The organism is Mesorhizobium sp. WSM4308 (assembly GCF_002294905.1).
Classification (GTDB): domain Bacteria; phylum Pseudomonadota; class Alphaproteobacteria; order Rhizobiales; family Rhizobiaceae; genus Mesorhizobium.
The window spans coordinates 565824-588068 of sequence record NZ_NSFW01000002.1 but is presented as its reverse complement, the minus strand read 5'-3'; the positions used below and the strand labels follow the sequence as shown (position 1 = coordinate 588068).

The window sequence follows — 22245 nt, the reverse complement described above, 5'->3', positions numbered from 1 at the left end:
AATATTCATGCGCGTCCTGTTGATCGAGGACGAACCGGAAATGGCCTCCGTGCTCAAGGTCGCTCTCGAGCGTGTGGACATCATCGTCGACCATGCCGCGACATTGGCCGATGCCGAGGCGATGGCCCGCCTGGGCTATCACGACGCGGTGGTGCTGGACCGCCGGCTACCGGATGGCGACGGTCTCAGCCTCATACCGCGCTTGCGTGCCTTGCATCTGGAAGTACCTGTCATCGCATTGACGGCGATGAGCGGGCTGGACGACCGGGTCGCCGGGCTCGATGCCGGGGCCGACGATTACATGGTCAAGCCCTTCGCCACGGTGGAACTCGTCGCGCGGCTTCATGCCTTGCACCGGCGCTCGTTCACATCGCGCGCCAACCAGACAATGGTCGGCCGCCTCACCTATGATTTCCGCCATCGCGAGGCGCTGATCGAGGACCAGGCGCTCGATCTGCCGCGGCGCGAGAGGCTGGTGCTGGAAACGCTGATCCGCCGGCCGGGCCGGACCATCATGCGCAGCGCGCTGGAAGAGGCTGTCTATGCCCTCGACGACGAGATCGGCTCCAATGCGCTCGATGCGCATATTTCGCGGCTGCGCCGCAAGCTCGATGAAGTCGCCGCCGGCATCGAGATCCGGGCGATCCGCAATCTCGGCTATCTCCTGCGGGCGGTCTCGTGAAAAAGGTCCGCACCGGCTCGCTGCAATGGATCCTGGTCCGGCGGCTGATCCTGCTGCAGGCGGCGACGCTGCTCATCTTCATCGTGCTTTGCGCGGCAGCCCTTTGGATCGCCAATCCGCGCCTTTTAATCGACAACGAGGCCGCCGTCGCGGCCGTCAAGGATGCCGTCGACCGGGACAAGGACGGCAGGCTGATCGTGCGTGAAACGGAGGAACTCACCGCGTTTCGCGAGAGCTTCCCCAATGTCTGGTACCTCGTTCGCGATGGCAGCGGCGAGAGCGTCCGTGCCGGCAACATACCCGACATCTACACCAAAGGCTTCGACGAGTTGCTTGACGCGGCCGATCACGCCACGATCGGGTTCTCCGACAAGGACATGCGGCCGGAAGCCTATATCGAAAACGCTTCGACCAAGGCCGGCATGGTGCAGATCATCGCCGCGACGCAGTCGTCGCGCCAGCAAACCGACGGCCTCGAAATCAACATTTCGGCCACCGTCGAAGTCGCCCGCAATCCGGACGGCAGCAGGAACTGGGAGCGCGCCCTGCCGGCGCTCGCGCTCGTCATCGCGATCCTGCTTTTGCCCATCATTCTCGTCATGGGCACGACGACGCTAGTGACGACGCCAGCCGTGGTGCGCCGTTCCTTCGCCGGCCTTGTCGAAACGGTCCGCCAGGCGGCGCGCATCGACATCGGCACCCGCGCCATGCAACTGCCGGTCAAGCAGGTGCCGCAGGAAATCGCGCCGCTCGTGCATGCCTTCAACGAGGCGCTTGCCCGCCTCGCCCAGGGTTACGACCGCCACAACCGTTTCCTCACCGACGCGGCGCATGAACTGCGCACGCCGATCGCCATCCTGCGCACACGCGCCGAACTTTTGAAGCAGGAACCGCAGAGCGCGCGACTGCTGCGTGACATCGAACGCCTGTCGCATCTTGCCCAGCAACTGCTCGACCATCAGTTGCTCGACCGCCCGTCGGACCAGCGCCAGATCGTCGATCTCGACGATCTCGTCAGCCGGGTGGCGGCCGACTTCGCACCGCTCGCCATCGAGGCCGGCTATGACCTTGCCTTCGAACCGTCGCCAAACAAGGCCCGAGTAGAGATCAATGTCCTGCAGATCGAGCGGGCGCTCGCCAACCTGGTGCGCAACGCAATCGAGCATGGCGGCGGCGGCGGCACGATCACGATCGCCATCGACGCGGCCGGTGGCATCGAGGTGCGCGACGAGGGGCCGGGCATTCCCGCGGAAGAGCACGAGAACGTCTTCGAGCCCTTCTACCGCTTGCAGCCGCAGTCGCGCGGCGCGGGGCTGGGACTGAACCTCGCCCGGCAGATCGCGCTGCTGCATGACGGGACGATCCGCATCCTGACGGGCTCCTGGCGCGGCGCCCGCATCCGCATGGAGTTGCCGGTGCGTTCGTGACGTGCCGAGCCCATCGCGTCGGCCGGCCGATGATCCGATGTCGATCCCTGGCTTATCTGTTTTCTAACCAATTGCCGCTATTGCCATGGCAAGAGCGGGAGCCAGGCTTTGGTGGGAACGGGAAAAATCGGCGCGCACCGCGCGGTCACGCTGTCGGTCGTCGTGCCATGCTACAACGAGCGCGACGGCGTGGCCGAGCTTCACCGACGCGTCAGCGCCGTATGCCTCGAGCAAGGCCGTTCCTACGAGATCGTGCTTGTCATCGATGGGGCGACCGACGGCACCCGCGAGGCCATTTTCGAACTGGCCGAAAAGGACGACCATGTGGTCGCCATCGACCTTGCCCGCAATTACGGCCACCAGATCGCCTTGAGCGCGGGGCTGGAATTCTGCCGCGGCGAGCGCATCCTCATTCTCGACGCCGATCTCCAGGATCCGCCAGAACTGCTCGGCGCGATGATGGCGAAGATGGATGAAGGCTTCGACGTCGTCTACGGCCAGAGGGTCAAGCGCGACGGCGAAGGCTGGTTCAAGCTGGCCTCCGCCTCGATGTTCTACCGCCTGCTCGGCCGGATGGTCGATGTCGAGATCGCACCGGACTCCGGAGACTTCCGGCTGATGAGCCGCCGGGCGCTCGACCATCTGAATGCGATGCCCGAACGCTACAGGTTCATTCGCGGCATGGTGAGTTGGATCGGGCTCAGGCAGGTCGCCTTCCCTTACGAGCGGCACCGGCGCTTCGCCGGCACCACCCACTATCCGCTGAAGAAGATGATCCTGCTGGCGGTCGACGCGATGACCAGCTTTTCGATCGTGCCTTTGCGGTTTGCCTCGATGCTGGGGATAATGTTCGGCCTGCTCGGCCTGGTCGTGCTCGGCTACACGCTGATCGAATGGTCCAGGGGCAACGTGGTGCCCGGCTGGACGAGCCTTGCCGCGATCATGCTGATCCTGGGCAGCGTCCAGCTTCTAGTGCTCGGCATTTTCGGCGAGTATCTAGGCCGCATGTACATGGAGACGAAGCGGCGGCCGCTGTATTTCGTCAACGAAATCGTTTCGCGCGACCAGCCGGCCAAGGACAGCGACCTGCCCGTCCATCGCCTGCAGGAGATGGCGAAAAGAGCCGCGCGTGGCTGAGGCGAAGGGCGAGCGGATGCAACGGGAACGGCATGGGCAGGATGCGGTCGGCTCTTCCGTTTGATGTCTCGCGGATGCTGCGCTTTGGCGCCGTCGGGCTTCTCTACACGACGCTCGGCTATACACCAGTCGTGGCGGCGACGCCGCCACCTGGAGCCGCGACATGAACCAGTCCACAGCAATCGCGGCGGCGAGGCCGTCGCTCGGGGACGCGCAACGCATCAGGCTGATACTCTGCCTTCTCTGCGCCTGCCTGGTGGCCTATCTGCTTGCCACCTTGGCCAGCGCGATGCTTCAGGATCCCGACAGTTGGTGGCAGGTGAAGGTCGGATTGGACTTTCTGGAAAACCGGACGTTTCCCGTCGTCGACCCCTATTCCTATACGTTCGCCGGTCAGCCCTGGATCGCCAAGGAATGGCTGGGGCAGGTCTTTCTGGCCCTCGCCTACCGTGCCGGCGGCTGGAATGGCGTCGTCACACTGATCATCGCCACGGTCAGCCTGACGGTCTTCCTGATGGGATGGTTCCTCAGCGCATGGCTGAAGCCGACACTGGCGATAGCGCTGGCCTTCGCCGCGGCTTTGCTGATCGCCCCGATCTATACGGCCCGTCCACACGTCTTCACCTTGCCGATCATCGTCGTCTGGACGGCAATGCTGTTTGGCGCCGCGCAGGAAGAGAGAGCCCCGCCCCCGTGGCTGCTGGTGCTTGTGGTCTTGTGGGCCAACCTTCATGCCACGTTCACCCTGAGCTTCGTCGTCGCTGCCTTCGCCGGGCTCGATCTCCTGGCGCGCTCGGGCCTGTCGAAACCCGCCCTCCTGGCAAAATGGGTTGCTTTCGGCCTGCTCTGCCCGCTGGTCAGCCTGATGCATCCCTATGGGATGAAAGCCATCCTGGCGACGTTCACGGTGGCCTATGGCAACGAGGCGGTGCCACTCATCCTGGAGTGGCGGGCGTTCAACGCGCAGGAGCAGATCCTCCAGGAAGCGGTGATGCTGTTGGCGCTTTTTGGACTTTTGGTATCGAGGCTGCGGATCGGTTGGGCCAAGGCAGTGTTCATAGTCTTCGCCTTGCATGTCTATCTCGCCCATCTGCGGTTCGTATATCTGCCCTTCCTGCTGATCCCCTTGGTGATCGCGGTCGAAGTCGCCCGGCAATACCCCTCGGTCTCGACCCCGACCTGGCTGGCGGAAAAGCGTGACGGACTGGAAAGACTCTTCGCCAGCCAGTTTTACGCGATCTGCGGCGCAATCGCTGTCCTGCTGATCGGTGCGGTCGTCATCCTCGGCAGTGCCTACCAGGTGGCGCCGAGCCCGAAGACAGCGGCCAACGGCGCCCTCGCATACGCACGCGATCACCAGCTTTCCGGCAATGTGCTGAATTCCTATAATTTCGGCGGCACGCTGATCTTTCACGGCATCAAGACCTACGTCGACGGCAGGACGGACCAGCTGTTCCTCGGCGGCTTCACGAAAGCCGAGGACGCGACGGGACACAGCGACGGAAAACCGCTGCTCGAGGCCCAGTTGAAGAAATACGCCATCGGCTGGGCACTCCTTACGGCCGACGATACCCGCATCCCATTCTTCGCGGAGTTGGGCTGGAAGCGAGCCTATGCGGACGACGACGCCGTGATCTACCTGCCTCCCGCCTGATCTACAGCCTCCGTTCGAAACCGGTTTCGTCAGCGTTCGAAGATCTGGCATCTGCCTTGACATGGATGTTGCAGTGCAGCAAACTTGTGTTGCAGAGCACAGTCCGTGAAACCTACGAGCCACGATTTTTCGAACGACGGGGACATCGCCGCATGAGGAGCATGTCAGGTTCCGCCGCACGGCTGCCAAGGGCCACGGCGTACGGACCCGCCGAATGAACTACAGGCGTGATATTGATGGCCTGCGGGCCGTTGCGGTGCTGCCCGTCGTGCTCTTCCATTTCGGCGTATCGGCCATTCCCGGCGGCTTCACCGGTGTCGATATCTTCTTCGTCATATCGGGCTATCTGATCAGCGGCAGCCTGCTCGACGACCTCGAGCGCGGCCAGTTCTCGATCGGCCGCTTTTACTGGCGCCGCGCGCGGCGCATCCTGCCGGCGCTGACCTTCGTCATCCTGCTCGCCAGTATCGCCGCCTGGTTCATCCTCTTGCCGTCGGATCTCCACGAGTACAGCCTCAGCGTGATCGCGGCCTCGACCTTCTGGTCGAACATCTATTTCTGGAAAACGACCAACTATTTCTCCATCGACGCGGAACTGCGGCCGCTGCTGCATACATGGTCGCTTTCGGTCGAGGAGCAGTACTATATCTTCGCACCGGTCCTGGTGTATCTGATCTACCGATACGCCTCGAAGCGCTGGCTGACGATATTGCTGCCGATTGCCATAGGCAGTTTTGCCCTGGCGGTCATGGCAACCACGCTGGCGCCGACCGCCGGCTTCTACCTCTTGCCGACGCGCATCTGGGAGCTGGCGCTGGGCGCCATACTGATGCTGAGAAAGCCGCCGGCGCTTGCCAGCCGTCCGCTGACTGAACTGATCGGGCTGGCCGGTTTTGGCCTGATCGCCTTCGGCTTTCTGACGATTTCGGAAAGCGATCCGTTTCCGGGCTACAATGCCCTGTTTCCCTGCATGGGAACGGCGCTGCTCATCTATGCTGGCCAGCCCCATGCGGACAGGCCGGTCCCCGTCGCCACGCAGGTGCTGCGGCTCGCACCGCTGGTGTGGATCGGCCTTATCTCCTATTCGCTCTACCTCGTTCACTGGCCGATCAATTCGTTCGTCCACTATCTCTCGCTCAAGGCCATCGGCGTGCCGACGATCATGGCGATGATCGTGGCAAGCGTCGCGCTTGCGACGTTCTCGTGGAAATATGTCGAGCAGCCCTTCCGCCAGAAGCGAGCCTTCACCGCCCCCCTGCCCATCTTCGCCTTCTCGGCCGCGGCGATCGCCCTGCTGTGCGTCGGCGGCCTGGCCGGTGCGCTGGGCAAGGGTTTTCCGCAACGGTTCCCGGATTTCTCGACGGAACGGGTCCTGGTGGGTGACTGGCGCAATGGCGTCTGTTTCAACGAGGGCGCGAGCCGGATCGAGAACTGGAACCTCGCCGACTGCACCCGAACGCACGGCTTTCCCACCAATGTGCTGCTGTGGGGCGATTCCTTCGCCGCGCACTACGTGTCGGGGCTGGAAGCCAATGCGCAGAAAATCCAGGCCAATATCATCCAGTATACCTATGCCGGCTGCCCGCCCAATCTGAGCTACTTTTCCTATGCCCGGCCGGCCTGCACGCGTTTCAACGAACGGGCGTTGTCGATCATCCACGATGCCAACATCCAGGCGGTGATCCTGAGCGGCCGGTGGACCGACTATCAGGCACGGGGCTTCGACGGCCTGCAGAAGACAGTCGACCGGCTGCGCGACATGGGCGTCAAGGTCTATGTCATCGGCCAGTCTCCGGAGTTCATCGCCGACGTCCAGAAAATCGCCTTCTTCGCAAGAAGGGAGCACGTCGCGAACACATCCTGGCCGATGGCCATGGATCCGGACATCAACAAGCAGGTGCTGCCATTCGTCAAAGGGGCGACTTTCATCGACCCGCTGGCCTATCTGTGCGACGCGGCCGGCTGCTCCTATGCCGACGCCGGCACCAGGCAGTTTCTCTACTTCGACTACGGTCATTTCTCGTCCGCCGGCGCGACGCTCGCCATCTCGAAATACTGGCCAAGCTTTGCCGCCAGCAACAAAGTCGCCAAGGCAAAATAGGAATCACGGCCAGCGCCGAGGACCAGCGAAAGCGTTTGTTCGAGGGAACCGCTTTGCGATTGCCCGAAGGCCGAACCTCATGGTAACGAGGGCACGCGCGGGTATGATGTAATGGTAGCCTGTCAGCTTCCCAAGCTGAACGCGCGGGTTCGATTCCCGCTACCCGCTCCAGCTTGCGGACAGGGACCGCAACTCCTGAGCCTGTCTGATTGAAATTGGGATTGGTTTCCGCCACGTCGCCTCTCCTGGGGCGGGAGCGCAATGCGGTCTCTTAACCGGGCGCGCCTTTTGCTGGTTGCACCCGATATCATTCAAACTGGCGTAAAGATTCGGTCAGGCAACTCTATTCTTGTAAGGACGCGCTTGCCCGCATTCCTGATCGCCTGTTCGAATGATGCCAGCCTCTTGGGTTCGGCGCATTTTTGCCCCAGCCGGCGGCAACCCACATACCCCAACAAACCGCCGGTTAGGCCCGGCTGCTGACCAAGTGCCCCAATCGTCAACCGCCGGGCCGCCAGGGCTTATGCTCCATGCAGAGGAAAGCGCGGAATTGGTCGATCCGCCTGGCGTGATGGCGCGACGCCGGCGCCATGCTGGTGCCGGTTTTTCAGGTAGCCCGCAAAGATCGACAGCTTCTTTTCATAACCTATGCGCACCATAGCTTTGCAGCTGTCGCATCTGAAGCTTCCGATTGTGCGGAGCCAGGAACCAGGCCTTGCCATAGGGTGTGAGCAGGCCGGACAGTGGAACTCCATCGTCACGTCGCTCAGTTCATCGCACAAAGCCATTTCCGTATTTCTCCCAACCGGTGTCCCATTGAGAACAAACAAGAGTGGCGGAAAATGTTCCAGGCTGGGCCTTCTGGCGGATCGGGAAGGGACTTCAGTCCTTTGATGGAGGCCGGACTTGACGCCCCAGCGGTCGATCGCGGTCCACATGAGCCCCGGGAACAGGCCCCTTCAACCGACATGCGGGTCGACAAGGAACGACGCGGCAATCAGGTCGTCGCCCTCGATACGCCCATGGACATCCTCCAGAAGGGCAGCCACCTTCTGGAATGTCTCGATCTCGCCGTCTGTAATGTTCGCTTCGAGCATTCGGGTCTTGAGATCGACGACGCGCGACGCCAAAGCCTCGGAATTCCCAACCTCACGATGTGACATGGTGATACCTATCGCAATTCCTCGTAAAGCCCGCCGCCAATGAAGGCGACGAGCTGTTACATCAGATCAGTTGTAGACCTTGATGATCTTACGCGTGCTCGGTTCCACAAGAACCGTCCGGTTGTCGATCACAACGTAGCGGTATTTGACGTTCGGAACCTCGTGGAGCTCGACCGTATCCGGCAGAGCCGTGCCGACGTTGAGTTCAACGCCCGGAATCTTGACGGAAGCCAGCGGCTGCTTCTTCACGTATTCGCGTACTACGGTATCCTGCTCAGGTGTGATGACAACATCCTCCGCGGCCACTGCGCCAACGCCGGCAAGCAGGACGAGCGCCGCCGCGGCGCTGGTTAGATGCATTCTCATAATTTTCTCCTCTTGTAATCTGACGACAGCGGGACCTTCCGCCCGCCGCTGTTCCGAACTTACCGCCAGCGGCATGGTTCCCTGACGGCGGACTTCAGTCGGATACTGGTCGGACCAAAGGCCCATCTTGCTCTCGCGCGGCCCTGGAGGGAACTTAAGTCAGGAAAGACGCTTACTGGCCCATGGGCACACATGGCGTTGAAATCTTCGCCAAACCGGTTTCACCGGACCATCTATCCGATGATCCGTTGGTGGCGACCCATATATCAAACAGGATTTTAGAGGCGGCTGAGAATTCCGAGACAGCGGCGAAGTCAGAGCGGGCAGGGGCGACTGAGGCGACTGAGGCGACTGAGGCGACTGAGGCGAACAAAACTCCACGTATCGGAGCGGTAGGAAACAAAGAAGAGGTATTGCACAATGAAATTTCGAACCCTCTAGTCCGGATGATCCTGGCAGCCTACCGCAGTGACTTTTTCCCCATCCTTTTACTCCTTGCGGGCTATACGCTGTTTGCGTTGGGAGCGGCTCTGTTCGTTCTTCTAGTGTGGATCGTGTATGCTGCCTAGAAAGCTAGAGCGCAAAATAGGGTGCCGTCATCGGAGCTTCCTAGAAGGACTTTCCAGCCCGCATCTGGCCCGAGCAATGGCAAGCCGTGTTTCCGTCCTCGCGTCCTTTGTCTGGGCCATGTTGTCCGCCACGATAGTAGCCCCAAAAGTAATGTTATCACTGACTTATATCACGATTGGCTAAAAGCTCGACAAGGCTGGCCTTGAAGGAATGGTATCGAAGCGCCGCGACAGCAAGTCCGCGGCGGCCCGTCGACGACTGGCTGAAGGCGAAATGCTACCCGGTCGATGAATACGGGCTGCTCGGCGTCGAGCGCAAGGCTGGAAAGCCGGCCTTTGCCCTGATGGCAGATCGGGCGACCGGCCGCTATGTCGGGTCGGCCTTCATCAATTCCAGCCGGGCCATGCGAAACGGGCGGCTGAGGCCAGGCATTCCGGGCGAAGAGATCGATGAAGAAATTGGCACGATCTACATATTCATGATGCAGGGATGCGCTGGTGGAGCGCTGGGAACCGAGTTCGGTAATCCACGTTTTTTCCCAAGGTCATGCTGAATGACCCAACGACGGAGGAAACAATGAATATCAAGATGCTCACAATGGGCGCGATGGCGCTTGCGATAATGACCGGTTCGGCTCTTGCCGCTGGCAACACATCTGCACTCGACGATCCGGCAAAGATGTCGCCGTTCTTCACCGATGCCGGCATGAAAACTTTGAAGACGGAAAAGGATTTCAAGGCCGCATGGACGGCTATGAAACCCGATGAACAGAAAGCGGTGTTGAAAGATTGCGGCGATACCACGCTCAACAAGTCGCACGCAGATTTCTGCGCCATGGCAAAGAAGATGGGCGGCTGAATCTAGGCTGGACTCGAAGGCGGGCCTAGGTCCGCCTTCGAGTAACTGCGGCTCGTGCCGTGCCTACAATTCCTCAGCTATAAAGGCGGCCCGCATCATGGCCCGAGCAATGGCAAGCTGTGTCTCCCTCCTCGCGTCCTTTGTCTGGGCCATGTTGTCCGTCGCGACTGGTAGCCAAAAAATATAATGTTATCAGTGGCTTATATCACGATTGGCTAAAGGCTCGACAAGGCTGGCCTTGAAGGAATGGCATCGAAGCGCCGCGACAGCAAATACCACAGGCGAAATGCTACTCGGTCGACGAATGCAAGCTGCTCGGCGTCGAGCGCAAGGCTGGAAAGCCGGCCTTTGACCTGATGGCGGATCGGGCGACAGGCCGTTATGTCGGGGCGATCCCAGAGCGGTTGTGGGAGCGCATCCGGGAGCACGCCGGGCCGGCGCCGAAGGGCATGAAGCATCCGGCGACGCAATGGGTGAAGCCCGCAATCATCGGCCGGATAAAGCACTTGCGCGGCGAAGAAGACTTACGGCATGGTTCCCTTCAGGATTTGCGGGAGGAAGATCATGCCAATTCGGCGAAAGGCGACTGAAGCCGGCATTTTCGACGCAACCGAATTGGCGCTCTTCGGCAGGGTTTTCGACAAGCTGAAACTTGAGCATCCGCCACCGGACACCCTCGACATGATCGCATCGCGGGTTATCGCAAACTATATGGCCGGCATCAAAGACGAGGCTGAACTCGTCTCGCTTTCGCGATGGCCGCTCGGTCGCTAGGGATCGTCGAGGCGGCCCGGCCAGCCTTCAGGTTGACACAGGATGACTAGCCGGGCCGCGCCGGCCGTTTGAGGAAGCCGGGCGAAGAGCCAAAATCCTACTCTCCTGTCGTCTCATTTCAATTGAAAATGAATGTACGATTTTTACGGTGTTGTGATTACCTAAAGCAACTTGCCCGCGCGCATCATGGCCCGGGCAATGGCAAGCTGTGTCTCCGTCCTGGCACGCAGCGGTGGCCGGCCTTTTCGTCAACGGGTCGTCACAGCCAGACGCGGAGCCACACCCGCTCGCGCCAGCAACGCACATGACGGCGTCCATGGCGCCAATACCGACGGCAAACCCTTCTCCAGCCGCGGCGCCGCCGCCGCCTCTCTCCGTAATAGCGATCTCCGTAGTAGCGATGATGCCAACGACGGTGAGAGACCTTTTCCACTTCGAGGTCGTCATCGCCTTCGAAGACAGCCGGATCCGGCTTGTCTAGTTCATCGAGAATTCCGTCGCCCTGAGGAATGCCGGCAACCGCGCTGCCAGGTCCGGCTATGCCCGCAAACGCCACGGCCCCCGCAACGCCCAGCATTCCTGTAAGAAATAACCGACGTTCCATCAAAACCTCCCGAGTTGTTGACATCGGCATCTCGTTCCCTCGCCCTAAACGAGCTCCAGCGAGCATGCCGTTTGGCCTGAACGTGTGACTGCACTTCTTGTTCCATCACCCCACTTCGCGCAGGATGAAATCGTGCAGCATCTTGGCGGCCGGCGACAGCGCGCGATTCCTGACCGTGATCAGGCTGTAGGGCCTGACCTCGATGTCGAACTCGGTCTGGACGACATCGATGGCGCCGGCGAGTCCGTCGGGATTCTGGATGAATTTCGCCACCTGCACCGAGACCGGCGCGATGGCGTCGGACTGCGCTACCATGACCAGCGTCAGGAGCAGCGAACTGGTGTTGAGGATCCGGTCCGGCAGCGCGATGTTGCGGTTGAGGAAATTGCTCTCCATCGCCTGACGCAAGGGCGAGCCGCCCGACTGGAAAACCCAGTCATAGGCGGCAGTGTCTTCCAGCCGCACCACACTGCCCCTGGTCAGCGGGTGGCCACGACGCACGATCAGGCAGGCTTTCTCGACGCCGATGACACGCGATTCGAACAGCCGCGGATTGAGATCGTCGGGGATGCGCGCAATGATGAAATCATGGCGCGAGGCGATCAGTTCGCGCGCCAGCACATTCGAGGTCTCGACCTGCATGGTGATCTCGATGCGTGGATAGATGCGGCGGATTTCGCGGATCGCCGGCACCGCCAGTTCGATCGCCGGCGCCGTCACCGCACCGAGAAACACGGAACCGCCCTTGCCCGCCTTGAGCTCGGAAATCTCGCGATCGACCTCGCGCATCTCCAGCAGGATCGAACGCGCACGCCTGGCCAAGGCCTTGCCGTAGGGCGTGAGCGTGATGCCGCGCGGCAGCCTCTCGCACAGCTTGACCGCGAGCACCGCCTCCATCTCGGCAATCATGCGCGATGCCGCCGGCTGCGAAATGTTCATGACCTGCGCCGCCGCGCTCACCCGACCGTGATCGTCGAGCGCGACGATCATGCGCATATGACGCAGGCTGAGGCCGCTGCGCAGCAGGGTTTCGCCATCGCCTGGGGTCTCGTTGTAATCATTTGAACCCGCAGCCGGATTCCGTAACGCCGCCATGGTTTTTCCTGCCTCCGCCCGCCGCCCGCAGGCATTTGCCAGCAGCCCGTCAAGCGTCATAACATATACCACTTGCGGTATAGCAACCATCAAAGATCGCATTTGACAGTTATGGCAAAAGGACGGCAACGTCAGCCCGTTCCGAGACGCAACGGTCGCCGACGATAAAATCGTATCGATTGAAATCAGCGGCTCGGGGCCATGGGAGGATACCGGAGATCGATATGACGGCAGCAGTGCCTTGGCGCTTCTGCACGATTGCGCGGCCCGCGACCCCCGGGGTGCTGCGTCCATCAACCAGGGAGAGTTACGTGAAAATCATCAAGACACTGGCCGCAGTCGCGGCGCTTGGCATCGCTGCCATGACCTATTCGTCGGCGCACGCGGCCGACAAGGGTCTCGTCGGCGTGCTGATGCCGACCAAGACTTCGCAGCGCTGGATCAATGACGGCGACGCCGTCAAGTCCCAGCTCGAGGCTCTCGGCTACACCGTCGACCTGCAATATGCGCAGGACGACATCCCCAACCAGCTCAGCCAGCTGGAGAACGAAATCACCAAGGGCCCGAAGGCGCTGATCATCGCCTCGATCGACGGCACCACCCTGTCGGATGCGCTGCAGAAGGCCGCTGACGCGGGCGTCGTCGTCGTTGCTTATGACCGTCTGATCAAGAAGACCGCCAATGTCGACTATTACACCACCTTCGACAATTTCGGCGTCGGCGTGATCCAGGCGAATTCGCTGGTCAAGGGCCTCAAGGAGCGCTTCCCGAACACCAAGCCGTGGAACGTCGAACTGTTCGGCGGCTCGCCCGACGACAACAACGCCTTCTTCTTCTACAACGGTGCGATTTCCGTCCTGCAGCCGCTGATCGACGACGGCTCGATCAAGATCAAGTCCGGCCAGACCGGTATGGACAAGGTCGGCACGCTGCGCTGGCTGGCGGCAACCGCCCAGGCGCGTATGGACAACCTGCTGTCGGCCAACTACTCGGACGGCAGCCGCGTCGATGGCGTTCTGTCGCCCTATGATGGCCTGTCGCGCGGCATCACCGCCTCGCTGCGCGCCGTGGGTTACGGCACGGCCGCTCAGCCCTGGCCGATCGTGACCGGTCAGGACGCCGAGACCGCCTCGGTCAAGCTGATCATCTCGGGCGAGCAGTATTCGACCGTGTTCAAGGACACCCGCGAACTGGCCAAGTCGACCGTCGAACTGGTCGACAAGGTGCTCTCGGGCGGCAAGCCTGACGGCCTCGACACCAAGACCTACAACAACGACGTCAAGGTCGTTCCCTCGATCCTGCTGACGCCGCATGATGTCGACAAGTCGAACTACCAGAAGCTGGTCGTCGACTCCGGCTACATCAAGGCCGAAGACCTGAAGTAATCTCTGTTACGAAATCTGGGGTCCTGCGCGACGCAGGGCCCCTTTTCGTTCACAAGCGACCCCGGTATTGTTACTGCCGGCCTAGAGCAATTCCAGGAAACGCGCGTAACGCTTTCCCCTGGGAATTGCGTAAAAACAAGAAAGTCTAGGAGCTTGCCCTGATGACCTCGACGATTTTGGAGATGCGCGACATCACCAAGACGTTTCCCGGCGTGAAGGCGCTGTCGAATGTCAACCTCTCCGTCGAGGAAGGCGAAATCCACGCCGTGGTCGGCGAGAACGGCGCCGGCAAGTCGACGCTGATGAAAGTGCTGTCGGGCGTCTATCCCGCGGGCACATATGACGGCCAGATCATCTTTCAAGGCCAGGAATGTCAGTTCAAAGGCATCCATGACAGCGAACACAAGGGCATCGTCATCATCCACCAGGAGCTTGCGCTGGTGCCGATGCTGTCGATCGCCGAAAACATTTTCCTCGGCAACGAACACGCCAAATACGGCATGATCGACTGGGACGCCAACGAGGCGCGCACCAGCGCGCTGTTGAAGAAGGTGGGCCTCAAGGAGGACCCCAAGACGCTGATCACCAATATCGGCGTCGGCAAGCAGCAGCTGGTCGAGATCGCCAAGGCGTTGAGCAAGGAAGTCAAACTGCTGATCCTCGACGAGCCGACCGCATCGCTCAGCGAGAAGGACAGCCAGGCGCTGCTCGACCTTTTGCTCGAGTTCAAGCGGCAAGGCATGACCTCGATCCTGATCTCGCACAAACTCAACGAGGTGAACCGGGTCGCCGACAAGGTTACCGTCATCCGAGACGGGCGCACCATCGAGACGCTGGCCAAGAAGGATATCTCGGAAGACCGAATCATCACCTCGATGGTCGGCCGTTCGCTCGACGACCGCTATCCGCCGCGGGAACCAAAGATCGGCGAGGTCGTCTTCGAAGTGAAAAACTGGTCGGTCTATCACCCGATTCATGCCGAACGGCAGGTGATCAAGGGCATCGACATCAATGTGCGCAAGGGCGAGGTGGTCGGCATAGCCGGGCTGATGGGCGCCGGCCGCACCGAATTCGCCATGAGCCTGTTCGGCCGCTCCTATGGCCGCCACATCAGGGGCGAGGTGCTGCTCAAGGGCAAGCCGATCGATGTCTCGTCCGTGAGCAAGGCGGTCGAACACGGCATCGCCTACGTGACCGAGGACCGCAAGACTTACGGTCTCAACCTGATCGACCATATCAAGCACAACATCACGCTTGCCAATCTCGGCGGCGTGTCGCGTCACAGCGTGATCGACGATCTGGGCGAACTCGCCGTTGCCAACGATTATCGCAAGAAGACCAACATCCGCGCTTCGAGCGTCTATCAGATGACGGGCAATCTTTCCGGCGGCAACCAGCAGAAGGTGGTGTTGTCGAAATGGCTGTTCGCCGATCCGGATTTGCTGATCCTCGACGAGCCGACGCGCGGCATCGACGTCGGCGCCAAGTACGAAATCTACACGATCATCGCGCGTCTTGCCTCGGAGGGTAAGGCGATCGTGGTCATCTCGTCGGAAATGCCGGAATTGCTCGGCATCACCGATCGCATCTACGTCATGAACGAAGGCCGCATCGTCGGCGAAATGCCCGCGGCGGACGCAAGCCAGGAAAAAATAATGCGCGCCATCGTTCGGGGAGAAGGAAAAGCAGCATGAGCACCGACAGCGCCCCCGCCCCGCAGGGCAACATCGCCGAGGACCAGCGTCCACGCATTGCCGTCTCGGCGCTGACGACGAACCTGCGCGAATACGGTCTCATCATCGCGCTGATCGTCATCATGCTGTTCTTCCAGTTCACCACGTCGGGAACGCTGTTCAAGCCGGTCAACCTCAGCAATCTGGTGCAGCAGAACTCGTTCATCATCGTGATGGCGCTGGGTATGCTGCTGGTCATCGTTTCCGGCTATATCGACCTCAGCGTCGGCTCGGTCGCCGGTTTCATCGGCGCGCTGGCGGCAAACATGATGGTCATCTGGCAGCTCGGGCCGCTCAGCAATCCGCTGGTGGTTTCGATCGTATGCCTCATCGTGGGCGGCCTGATCGGTGCGGCGCAAGGCTATTGGATCGCCTATCACCGAATACCGAGCTTCATCGTGACATTGGCCGGCATGCTGATCTTCCGCGGCATCTGCCAGGCGCTGCTGGGCGGCGGCTCCTCGGTAGGCCCGCTTCCAGACGGCTTCAAGGCGCTGAGCTCCGGCTTCATCCCGGACGTTATCGGCCCGCTGACGTTGATCCCGCCCACGGTGAACGCCGCCGGCAAGACCATCGTGGGCAGCGGCCTGACGCTGCACATGACGACGGTCGTGCTCGGCCTGATCGCCGTGCTGGCCTATGCCTATTTCGGCGTGAGGACACGACGCAAGCGCGAACGCCACGGCTATGAAGCCGAGCCCTTCCCCCTGTTCGTCGTCAAGACGCTGGTCGCCAGCGCGCTGGCGCTGTTCCTGGTCTATGAGTTCGCCAGCTACAGGGGCCTGCCGGTGGTGCTGCTGGTCATGGGCGTGCTGATCTCGCTGTTCGTCTTCGTCACCAAGCGCATGACCATCGGTCGCCGCATCTACGCCATGGGCGGCAACCCCAAGGCGGCGCAGCTGTCTGGCATCAACACCGAGCGGCTGACGCTGCTGGTGTTCATCAATATGGGCGTGCTGTCGGCGCTGGGCGGCCTGATCATCGCGGCTCGCCTTGGCCAGGCCGTGCCGGCGGCCGGTCTGGGCTCAGAGCTCGACGTCATCGCCGCCGTCTTCATCGGCGGCGCCTCGGCGATGGGCGGCGTCGGCCAGGTCATCGGCGCCGTGGTCGGCGGCTTCATCATGGGCGTGATGAACAACGGCATGTCGATCATGGGCGTCAATGTCGACTGGCAGCAGGTGGTCAAAGGTCTGGTCCTGCTCGGCGCCGTGATCTTCGACGTCTACAACAAGAACAAGGCCTGACAGGAACAATTCCAGGAAAGCGCATCGCGGTTTTCCCACGGGAATTGCGTAAAAACAAAATACCGGGAGCGGACCGAACCGCTCCGGCGAGGCAACGAGGAAGGCATACGGGTCACATCGCGGCGCTGCCGGCAACCGACCGGCACGAAGAAGTTCCCTCAAGGAACCAGGCCCCGCGAGCGCAATCCGAACGGAGAATTTCACCCGTGGCATGGGCGACGTCCCAGCCGCGCTTGGGAAGGTTTGCCGCGGCGGCAGCCATGCCAACGCACATGAGAGAGGATTGATCATGCTGATCTCGCAGATTCTCGATGACGCCGAGACCATCCGCGTCGTTGCCCGCAATGGCGGCAAGACCCGGATCATCAACGGCGCCCGCAGCGTCTATTCGCTGGCGATGGAGGCGGCCCGCACCGGCGTCGGCCTGGCCACCCTGATCGAGCGCAAGGGGCTCGGCGAGACGGTCGACCTCGATGCCGCCTACAAGAAGGGGCGGCTGTTGTCGCCGATCAATCACCCCGACCCGGCGCATCTGCACCTCACCGGCACCGGCCTGACCCATCTCGGCTCGGCGGCGACGCGCGATTCCATGCACAAGAAGCTCAGCACCGATGGCGAGGAGCAGCTCACTGATTCCATGAAGATGTTCCGCATGGGACTGGAGGGGGGCAAGCCCGCCAAGGGCCAGGTCGGCGTGCAGCCGGAATGGTTCTACAAGGGCAACGGCACGATGGCCGTGGCGCCGGGTGCCGCACTCCTGTCACCGGCCTTCGCCAAGGACGCCGGCGAGGAACCAGAGATCGCCGGCATCTATGTCATCGGCGATGACGGCGCCGCCTTCCGCGTCGGCTTCACGCTGTCGAACGAGTTTTCCGACCACGTGACCGAGCGGGTGAACTATCTCTTCCTCGCCCACTCCAAGCTGCGCAACGCCTCGTTCGGACCGGAGATCCTGATCGGCGACCTGCCTTCCGACATCCGCGGCACCTCGCGCATCGTGCGCGACGGCAAGACGCTATGGGAAAAGCCGTTCCTGTCGGGCGAAGCGAACATGTCGCACACCATCGCCAATCTGGAACACCATCACTTCAAATATTCGGCGTTCCGCCAGCCGGGCGACGTGCATGTGCATATGTTCGGCACCGCGACACTGTCCTTCGCCGACGGCGTCAAGACCGAGGCCGGCGATGTGTTCGAGATTGAGGCCGGGGATTTCGGCCTGCCGCTGCGCAACCCGCTCGAGATCGAAAAACCAGTGAAGGTGGCGGTGAAGGCGCTTTGAGATAGCGCCAATATCCTGGGAGAGAAAATGAACGGGATGGGGCTTGGTTTCATCTTAGCGGGCTTGGCCCTATCCCTCGCCTGTTCTTCCTCCGTGGCTTACAGCGCCGGGCGGCGCCTGCCGCCGACAGGATCCATTTCGAGATCTGCATTTTCTTGTTCGCCTTGAGCGCCGCCATACCGGCGACCGACAGGCCAGCCACGCATGATGTGCCGGCAGGCAAGTATCTTGCCTGGCGGCAATCGGGGTTCAGCGCGCGGCGCGGAAATGCTTGGAGAGCTTCAGGCCCTGTGCCTGGTAGTTGGAGCCGAGATCGGTGCCGTAGAGCGCCTGCGGCCGCTTCAGCATGTGCTCGTAGACCAGCCGGCCGACGATCTGGCCATGGTCGAGGATGAACGGCACTTCGTGGCTGCGCACTTCAAGCACCGCCCGGCTGCCGGTGCCACCGGCCGCCGAATGGCCGAAGCCCGGATCGAAGAAGCCGGCATAATGGACGCGAAATTCGCCGACCAGCGGGTCGAAGGGCGTCATCTCGGCAGCATAGAGCGGCGGCACATGCACCGCCTCCTGGCTGACGAGAATGTAGAATTCGTCCGGATCGAGCACCAGTTCGCCGGCACCGCTCTTGTGGATGGGTTCCCAGAAATCGACGACGTCCTGCGCGGCGCGCTTGTCGACATCGACAAGGCCGGTGTGATGCTTGCCGCGATAGCCGACCAGCCCGTCACCGTCGCCCTTGAGATCGATCGACAGCGCGATGCCGCCGCCCGAAATATTCGGCGGCTCGGTGGCGACCAGCATCTGCGCGCGGTGCAATTCATGCAATTCGGCTTCCGAGAGCAGCGCGTTGCCGGTGCGGAAGCGGATCTGCGACAGGCGCGAGCCGGTGCGCACGACGATCGGGAAGGTGCGCGGGCTGACTTCCAGGTAAAGCGGACCGTTGTAGCCGGCGGCGATCTTGTCGAACTCGTGGCCACGGTCGGTCATGACGCGGGTGAAAATGTCGAGCCGCCCGGTCGAACTCTTCGGATTGGCCGAGGCGGACACGGTTGGGGGCAGCGCAAGGCTTTCCAGCAGCGGCACGATGTAAACACAGCCCGTTTCCAGCACGGCGCCATCGGCGAGGCTGAACTCATGCAGCTTCAGCCGATCGAGTTTGTCGGCAACCCGATGATCCGGACCCGGCAGGAAGGACGCCCGCACCCGCCAGGCCTTGTCGCCGAGCCTGAGATCGAGGCTGGCCGGCTGGATCTGGTCGGCATCGAGCGCGCGCGGCGACTTCAGCGCGCCGGACTGGAACAGCGCCGAGATATCCTGATCGGGAAGAATGCCTGTCTGCCGCAAGGCTCCGCTCCTAGGCCAGACGATTTTCCTGCTGCAGGTTCTCGCCGCAAAACCGTGAAACACTTTTGCGGAACCTGCTTGGTACAAACCTCTTAATGAAGCCGGCAATTGACGCAAGCGTGGTACGGGTCTAAAGGGTCGTTATCCCGTGGTGATTTGGCCGGTCGGCTTGCAGCCACGTTAAACAAGTCGCTAAAGGACCGTTGGCCGCGAGGCTGTATGGACCGGTTGCGACTTTCGCGACCGGTTTTTTTGTGTCTGGAACAAAAGCAATGAGCAGCAAGAAGCGCAACTGGAAGCCTCAAACAGCCCTCGTGCATGGCGGAACCCTGCGTTCCGGCTTCGGCGAGACCTCCGAGGCGATGTACCTGACCCAGGGCTATGTCTATCAAACGGCGCAAGCCGCCGAAGCCCGCTTCAAGGGCGAGGAGCCGGGCTTCATCTATTCGCGCTACGCCAATCCGACCGTCGACATGTTTGAAAAGCGCATGTGTGCGCTCGAAGGCGCCGAGGATGCGCGCGCCACGGCATCGGGCATGGCGGCAGTAACGGCGGCGCTTCTTTGCAGCGTCAAGGCCGGTGACCACATCGTGGCGGCGCGCGCGCTGTTCGGCTCCTGCCGTTGGGTGGTCGAGACGCTGGCACCGCGCTACGGCATCGAGGCGACGCTGGTCGACGGCACCGATATCGCCAACTGGGAAAAGGCGGTCAGGCCCAACACCAAGCTGTTCTTCCTGGAAAGCCCGACCAACCCGACATTGGAAGTGGTCGACATCGCCGCTGTGGCTGCGCTCGCCAATTCGATCGGCGCGCGGCTTGTCGTCGACAATGTCTTTGCCACGCCTCTCCAGCAGAAGCCGTTGCAGCTCGGCGCGCATATCGTCGTCTATTCGGCCACCAAGCACATCGATGGCCAGGGCCGCTGTCTCGGCGGCGTGATCCTGTCGGACAAGAAGTGGATCGACGAGAATTTGCATGACTATTTCCGCCACACCGGCCCCAGCCTGTCGCCCTTCAACGCCTGGACGCTGCTGAAGGGCCTGGAGACGCTGCCGCTGCGTGTGCGCCAGCAGACGGAGAGCGCCGGCAAGATCGCGGATTTCCTCGCCGAGCAGCCGCAGATTGCCCGCGTCATCTATCCCGGCCGCGCCGACCATCCGCAGGCCGAGATCGTCAAGAAGCAGATGTCGGGCGGCTCGACGCTGATTTGCCTCGACGTCAAGGGCGGCAAGCAGGCGGCTTTCGCCCTGCAGAACGCGCTCGACATCGTGCTGATCTCGAACAATCTCGGCGACGCCAAGAGCCTGATCACCCATCCGGCGACGACCACGCACAAGAATTTAAGCGAAGAGGCGCGCGCCGAACTCGGCATCGGGCCAGGAACGCTCAGGCTGTCGGTCGGCCTTGAGGATACCGACGACCTTCTGGAAGACATCGCGCAGGCGCTGAAGGGCGCCAAATAGGGAGCCGTCGAGGCAGCGTCGTCCGCGCCGCGATCAGGCGCGCGACGACGCCTCTTCCAGTTCGGCGGCCTTGGTGCCGATGATCATCGCATTGCCGCGCCAGTCGACGGCGCCGCCGAGCCAGCCGCGCGCCCACATGGTTGGAAGCATCAAGTCCCGCGCAATCATCGCCGCGACCGTGCGCGGCGACAGGTGCCAGCCCTTGGACCAGGCCAGGGCGCATTCCGGTAGATAAAAGGCCGCCAGCACGGCGATGGCCGTCAGCGGCAGGCTGAACCCGGCGCTTGCCGCCGCAACCAGCGCAAGCGCCAGCGGCACCACCGCGCCCGTCAGGATTTCCGGCGCGAAGAACCGCGGGAAGGTTACGCGGCGCAGGCGCGCCCAGCGGGCCTGGCGTGACCAGATCGTGCCAAGCGTGCGCCTGCCAAGCGGCTGCTCGAAGGGTGCCGCGACGAGATTGACGCATAGGCCAAGCCCATTGACCAGCTTGGTCGCGGCGGCGTCCTCGGAGATTTCGGCGGCCAGCGCGCGGATGCCGCCATTGGCATCCAGCATCGGCTTGTTCCACAGCATGCTCTTGCCCTGGGCAAAGCCAAGGCCGAGCGCCTCGCCGGCATATTGCCAGCGGGCCTGCAGCGTGTTGAGGAAGGCGCATTCGACCTCGGCCCAGAAGCCCTCCGGCCGCGAGCCGATCGGTGTCGAGCAGACAAGGCCGGTATCCGGCTGCCACGCCGCCATCAGATGCTGGATGTAGTCTCTCGGCATCAGCACGTTGGAGTCGGCGAGGACGACCCAGTTGTGCCGCGCGGCTTCCCAACCCTTGACGCAATTGTTGAGCTTGGGATTGGCGCTGACGCGGTCGTCACCGATCAACAGCCGGGCCGGCACTTTTGGAAAGCGGCCAAGGGCGGCGCGGATCAACCTGACCACCGGATCGTCGCCATGGGCAACGCAGAAGATCAGCTCGTAGCGCGGCCAGTCGAGCGAGAAAGCGCGCTCCAGCGTCTCCTGCGTGAACGGCTCGACGCCGCGCGAGGGTATGACGATCGATACCGGCGGCGATTTGCCGGCCGGCGGTGCGATCGTGGTGCGCCGTCTCAGCTGTGAGGCGGCGAGCAGGATACTGGCGAGGTTTGAGGCAATGAGAGCGGACGACAGCGAGGCGGTTATGAGAGTGAGTTCCATCGAGATCCGGTCACTCCAGAAAAACCGGCCGGTGTGGCGGCCGTTTTCGACAGTTCGACAGAGCGCCCGAGTCGCCCGGCATTGGTCGGCGCACCCCATCATTGTCATGTGTCACTTAAATGACATTCTTTGCCGGCACCTGCGTTTCAAGACGAGGCGCGACAAGACGCGCTCGTTG

Annotated in this window: 21 protein-coding genes, 1 tRNA gene and 1 riboswitch; of the genes, 16 read left to right on the top strand and 6 right to left on the bottom strand. The window is 62.0% G+C overall.

Going from position 1 to position 22245, the window contains the following annotated elements; genetic code table 11:
* The first annotated feature begins 7 nt into the window (after nucleotides 1-7).
* From CK227_RS05635 to CK227_RS05605, 6 genes are all read left to right on the top strand, one after another.
* Complete coding sequence (locus tag CK227_RS05635; RefSeq protein WP_095771904.1) at nucleotides 8-682, top strand: response regulator transcription factor; 675 nt, start codon at nucleotides 8-10, stop codon at nucleotides 680-682.
* Nucleotides 679-2109: a HAMP domain-containing sensor histidine kinase gene (locus CK227_RS05630; protein WP_095771903.1), complete on the top strand. Its 1431-nt coding sequence runs from the start codon at nucleotides 679-681 to the stop codon at nucleotides 2107-2109. The genes CK227_RS05635 and CK227_RS05630 overlap by 4 nt, the downstream gene beginning before the upstream one ends.
* Before the next feature lie 111 nt (nucleotides 2110-2220).
* Nucleotides 2221-3246: a glycosyltransferase family 2 protein gene (locus CK227_RS05625; RefSeq protein ID WP_095771979.1), complete on the top strand. Its 1026-nt coding sequence runs from the start codon at nucleotides 2221-2223 to the stop codon at nucleotides 3244-3246.
* A 163-nt stretch (nucleotides 3247-3409) separates the two neighbouring features.
* Entirely contained in the window at nucleotides 3410-4900 is a 1491-nt protein-coding gene (locus CK227_RS05615; RefSeq protein WP_095771902.1) for a hypothetical protein, read from the top strand.
* A 214-nt stretch (nucleotides 4901-5114) separates the two neighbouring features.
* On the top strand, nucleotides 5115-7001 hold the full coding sequence (locus CK227_RS05610) for an acyltransferase family protein (protein WP_095771901.1): 1887 nt from the start codon (nucleotides 5115-5117) through the stop codon (nucleotides 6999-7001).
* Between the two features lie 97 nt (nucleotides 7002-7098).
* Nucleotides 7099-7172, top strand: a tRNA-Gly gene (locus CK227_RS05605).
* Nucleotides 7173-7960: 788 nt separating this feature from the next.
* On the opposite strand, the gene CK227_RS05595 is transcribed toward CK227_RS05605, so the two are convergent.
* Nucleotides 7961-8098 carry a hypothetical protein gene (locus tag CK227_RS05595; RefSeq protein ID WP_348628961.1) on the bottom strand — a complete coding sequence of 46 codons (138 nt, stop codon included), beginning with the start codon at nucleotides 8096-8098 and terminating at the stop codon, nucleotides 7961-7963.
* A 132-nt stretch (nucleotides 8099-8230) separates the two neighbouring features.
* Nucleotides 8231-8530 carry a DUF1236 domain-containing protein gene (locus CK227_RS05590; protein WP_095771899.1) on the bottom strand — a complete coding sequence of 100 codons (300 nt, stop codon included), beginning with the start codon at nucleotides 8528-8530 and terminating at the stop codon, nucleotides 8231-8233.
* A 182-nt stretch (nucleotides 8531-8712) separates the two neighbouring features.
* Here CK227_RS05590 and CK227_RS05585 point away from each other — a divergent pair, with 182 nt between their 5' ends.
* The 5 genes from CK227_RS05585 to CK227_RS05565 all read left to right on the top strand — a co-directional run bounded on the left by CK227_RS05585 (nucleotide 8713) and on the right by CK227_RS05565 (nucleotide 10732).
* Entirely contained in the window at nucleotides 8713-9099 is a 387-nt protein-coding gene (locus tag CK227_RS05585; RefSeq protein ID WP_095771898.1) for a hypothetical protein, read from the top strand.
* Between the two features lie 203 nt (nucleotides 9100-9302).
* Nucleotides 9303-9653 (top strand): hypothetical protein, encoded by a 351-nt coding sequence (locus tag CK227_RS37160; protein WP_245318078.1) that lies wholly within the window; start codon nucleotides 9303-9305, stop codon nucleotides 9651-9653.
* 23 nt (nucleotides 9654-9676) lie between these two features.
* Nucleotides 9677-9958 carry a hypothetical protein gene (locus CK227_RS05575; protein WP_095771978.1) on the top strand — a complete coding sequence of 94 codons (282 nt, stop codon included), beginning with the start codon at nucleotides 9677-9679 and terminating at the stop codon, nucleotides 9956-9958.
* A 356-nt stretch (nucleotides 9959-10314) separates the two neighbouring features.
* Entirely contained in the window at nucleotides 10315-10548 is a 234-nt protein-coding gene (locus tag CK227_RS37155; RefSeq protein WP_245318077.1) for a hypothetical protein, read from the top strand.
* On the top strand, nucleotides 10523-10732 hold the full coding sequence (locus CK227_RS05565) for a hypothetical protein (RefSeq protein ID WP_095771897.1): 210 nt from the start codon (nucleotides 10523-10525) through the stop codon (nucleotides 10730-10732). The genes CK227_RS37155 and CK227_RS05565 overlap by 26 nt, the downstream gene beginning before the upstream one ends.
* 259 nt (nucleotides 10733-10991) lie before the next feature.
* Here the strand turns inward: CK227_RS05565 and CK227_RS05560 are convergent, their stop codons facing one another.
* Together CK227_RS05560 and CK227_RS05555 are read right to left on the bottom strand one after the other, a co-directional pair.
* The gene (locus CK227_RS05560) at nucleotides 10992-11336 is read right to left on the bottom strand and encodes a protamine-2 (modular protein) (protein ID WP_095771977.1); all 345 of its coding nucleotides are present in this window, start codon (nucleotides 11334-11336) and stop codon (nucleotides 10992-10994) included.
* Between the two features lie 105 nt (nucleotides 11337-11441).
* The gene (locus CK227_RS05555; protein WP_095771976.1) at nucleotides 11442-12431 is read right to left on the bottom strand and encodes a LysR family transcriptional regulator; all 990 of its coding nucleotides are present in this window, start codon (nucleotides 12429-12431) and stop codon (nucleotides 11442-11444) included.
* 311 nt (nucleotides 12432-12742) lie between these two features.
* Here CK227_RS05555 and chvE point away from each other — a divergent pair, with 311 nt between their 5' ends.
* The 4 genes from chvE to araD1 all read left to right on the top strand — a co-directional run bounded on the left by chvE (nucleotide 12743) and on the right by araD1 (nucleotide 18075).
* A complete protein-coding gene (chvE, locus tag CK227_RS05550) occupies nucleotides 12743-13816 on the top strand; it encodes a multiple monosaccharide ABC transporter substrate-binding protein (protein ID WP_095771896.1) in 1074 nt (357 codons plus the stop codon).
* 161 nt (nucleotides 13817-13977) lie between these two features.
* On the top strand, nucleotides 13978-15510 hold the full coding sequence (mmsA, locus tag CK227_RS05545) for a multiple monosaccharide ABC transporter ATP-binding protein (protein ID WP_095771895.1): 1533 nt from the start codon (nucleotides 13978-13980) through the stop codon (nucleotides 15508-15510).
* Nucleotides 15507-16793 (top strand): multiple monosaccharide ABC transporter permease, encoded by a 1287-nt coding sequence (gene mmsB / locus CK227_RS05540; protein ID WP_095771894.1) that lies wholly within the window; start codon nucleotides 15507-15509, stop codon nucleotides 16791-16793. The genes mmsA and mmsB overlap by 4 nt, the downstream gene beginning before the upstream one ends.
* A 289-nt stretch (nucleotides 16794-17082) precedes the next feature.
* Nucleotides 17083-18075, top strand: a complete 993-nt coding sequence (gene araD1 / locus CK227_RS05535) for an AraD1 family protein (RefSeq protein ID WP_095771975.1) — start codon at nucleotides 17083-17085, stop codon at nucleotides 18073-18075.
* 249 nt (nucleotides 18076-18324) lie between these two features.
* Here the strand turns inward: araD1 and CK227_RS05530 are convergent, their stop codons facing one another.
* On the bottom strand, nucleotides 18325-19419 hold the full coding sequence (locus CK227_RS05530) for a 2'-deoxycytidine 5'-triphosphate deaminase (protein WP_095771893.1): 1095 nt from the start codon (nucleotides 19417-19419) through the stop codon (nucleotides 18325-18327).
* A gap of 138 nt (nucleotides 19420-19557) precedes the next feature.
* Nucleotides 19558-19635: riboswitch (SAM riboswitch) on the top strand.
* Nucleotides 19636-19691: 56 nt separating this feature from the next.
* Here CK227_RS05530 and CK227_RS05525 point away from each other — a divergent pair.
* Nucleotides 19692-20882: an O-succinylhomoserine sulfhydrylase gene (locus CK227_RS05525; RefSeq protein ID WP_095771892.1), complete on the top strand. Its 1191-nt coding sequence runs from the start codon at nucleotides 19692-19694 to the stop codon at nucleotides 20880-20882.
* A gap of 33 nt (nucleotides 20883-20915) precedes the next feature.
* Here CK227_RS05525 and CK227_RS05520 read toward each other — a convergent pair whose 3' ends face one another.
* Nucleotides 20916-22067: a ceramide glucosyltransferase gene (locus tag CK227_RS05520; protein WP_095771891.1), complete on the bottom strand. Its 1152-nt coding sequence runs from the start codon at nucleotides 22065-22067 to the stop codon at nucleotides 20916-20918.
* Nucleotides 22068-22245 lie beyond the last annotated feature (178 nt).

Excerpts from the sequence above, each read along its gene's own strand:
- CK227_RS05610 (WP_095771901.1), top strand. The coding sequence starts at position 5,115 with ATGAACTACAGGCGTGATATTGATGGCCTGCGGGCCGTTGCGGTGCTG.
- mmsB (WP_095771894.1), top strand. The coding sequence starts at position 15,507 with ATGAGCACCGACAGCGCCCCCGCCCCGCAGGGCAACATCGCCGAGGAC.
- CK227_RS37155 (WP_245318077.1), top strand. The coding sequence starts at position 10,315 with ATGGCGGATCGGGCGACAGGCCGTTATGTCGGGGCGATCCCAGAGCGG.
- CK227_RS05520 (WP_095771891.1), bottom strand. The coding sequence starts at position 22,067 with ATGGAACTCACTCTCATAACCGCCTCGCTGTCGTCCGCTCTCATTGCC.
- CK227_RS05585 (WP_095771898.1), top strand. The coding sequence starts at position 8,713 with ATGGGCACACATGGCGTTGAAATCTTCGCCAAACCGGTTTCACCGGAC.
- mmsA (WP_095771895.1), top strand. The coding sequence starts at position 13,978 with ATGACCTCGACGATTTTGGAGATGCGCGACATCACCAAGACGTTTCCC.
- CK227_RS05525 (WP_095771892.1), top strand. The coding sequence starts at position 19,692 with ATGAGCAGCAAGAAGCGCAACTGGAAGCCTCAAACAGCCCTCGTGCAT.
- CK227_RS05575 (WP_095771978.1), top strand. The coding sequence starts at position 9,677 with ATGAATATCAAGATGCTCACAATGGGCGCGATGGCGCTTGCGATAATG.
- CK227_RS05615 (WP_095771902.1), top strand. The coding sequence starts at position 3,410 with ATGAACCAGTCCACAGCAATCGCGGCGGCGAGGCCGTCGCTCGGGGAC.
- CK227_RS05635 (WP_095771904.1), top strand. The coding sequence starts at position 8 with ATGCGCGTCCTGTTGATCGAGGACGAACCGGAAATGGCCTCCGTGCTC.
- CK227_RS05560 (WP_095771977.1), bottom strand. The coding sequence starts at position 11,336 with ATGGAACGTCGGTTATTTCTTACAGGAATGCTGGGCGTTGCGGGGGCC.
- CK227_RS05565 (WP_095771897.1), top strand. The coding sequence starts at position 10,523 with ATGCCAATTCGGCGAAAGGCGACTGAAGCCGGCATTTTCGACGCAACC.
- CK227_RS05595 (WP_348628961.1), bottom strand. The coding sequence starts at position 8,098 with ATGCTCGAAGCGAACATTACAGACGGCGAGATCGAGACATTCCAGAAG.
- CK227_RS05555 (WP_095771976.1), bottom strand. The coding sequence starts at position 12,431 with ATGGCGGCGTTACGGAATCCGGCTGCGGGTTCAAATGATTACAACGAG.
- CK227_RS05590 (WP_095771899.1), bottom strand. The coding sequence starts at position 8,530 with ATGAGAATGCATCTAACCAGCGCCGCGGCGGCGCTCGTCCTGCTTGCC.
- araD1 (WP_095771975.1), top strand. The coding sequence starts at position 17,083 with ATGCTGATCTCGCAGATTCTCGATGACGCCGAGACCATCCGCGTCGTT.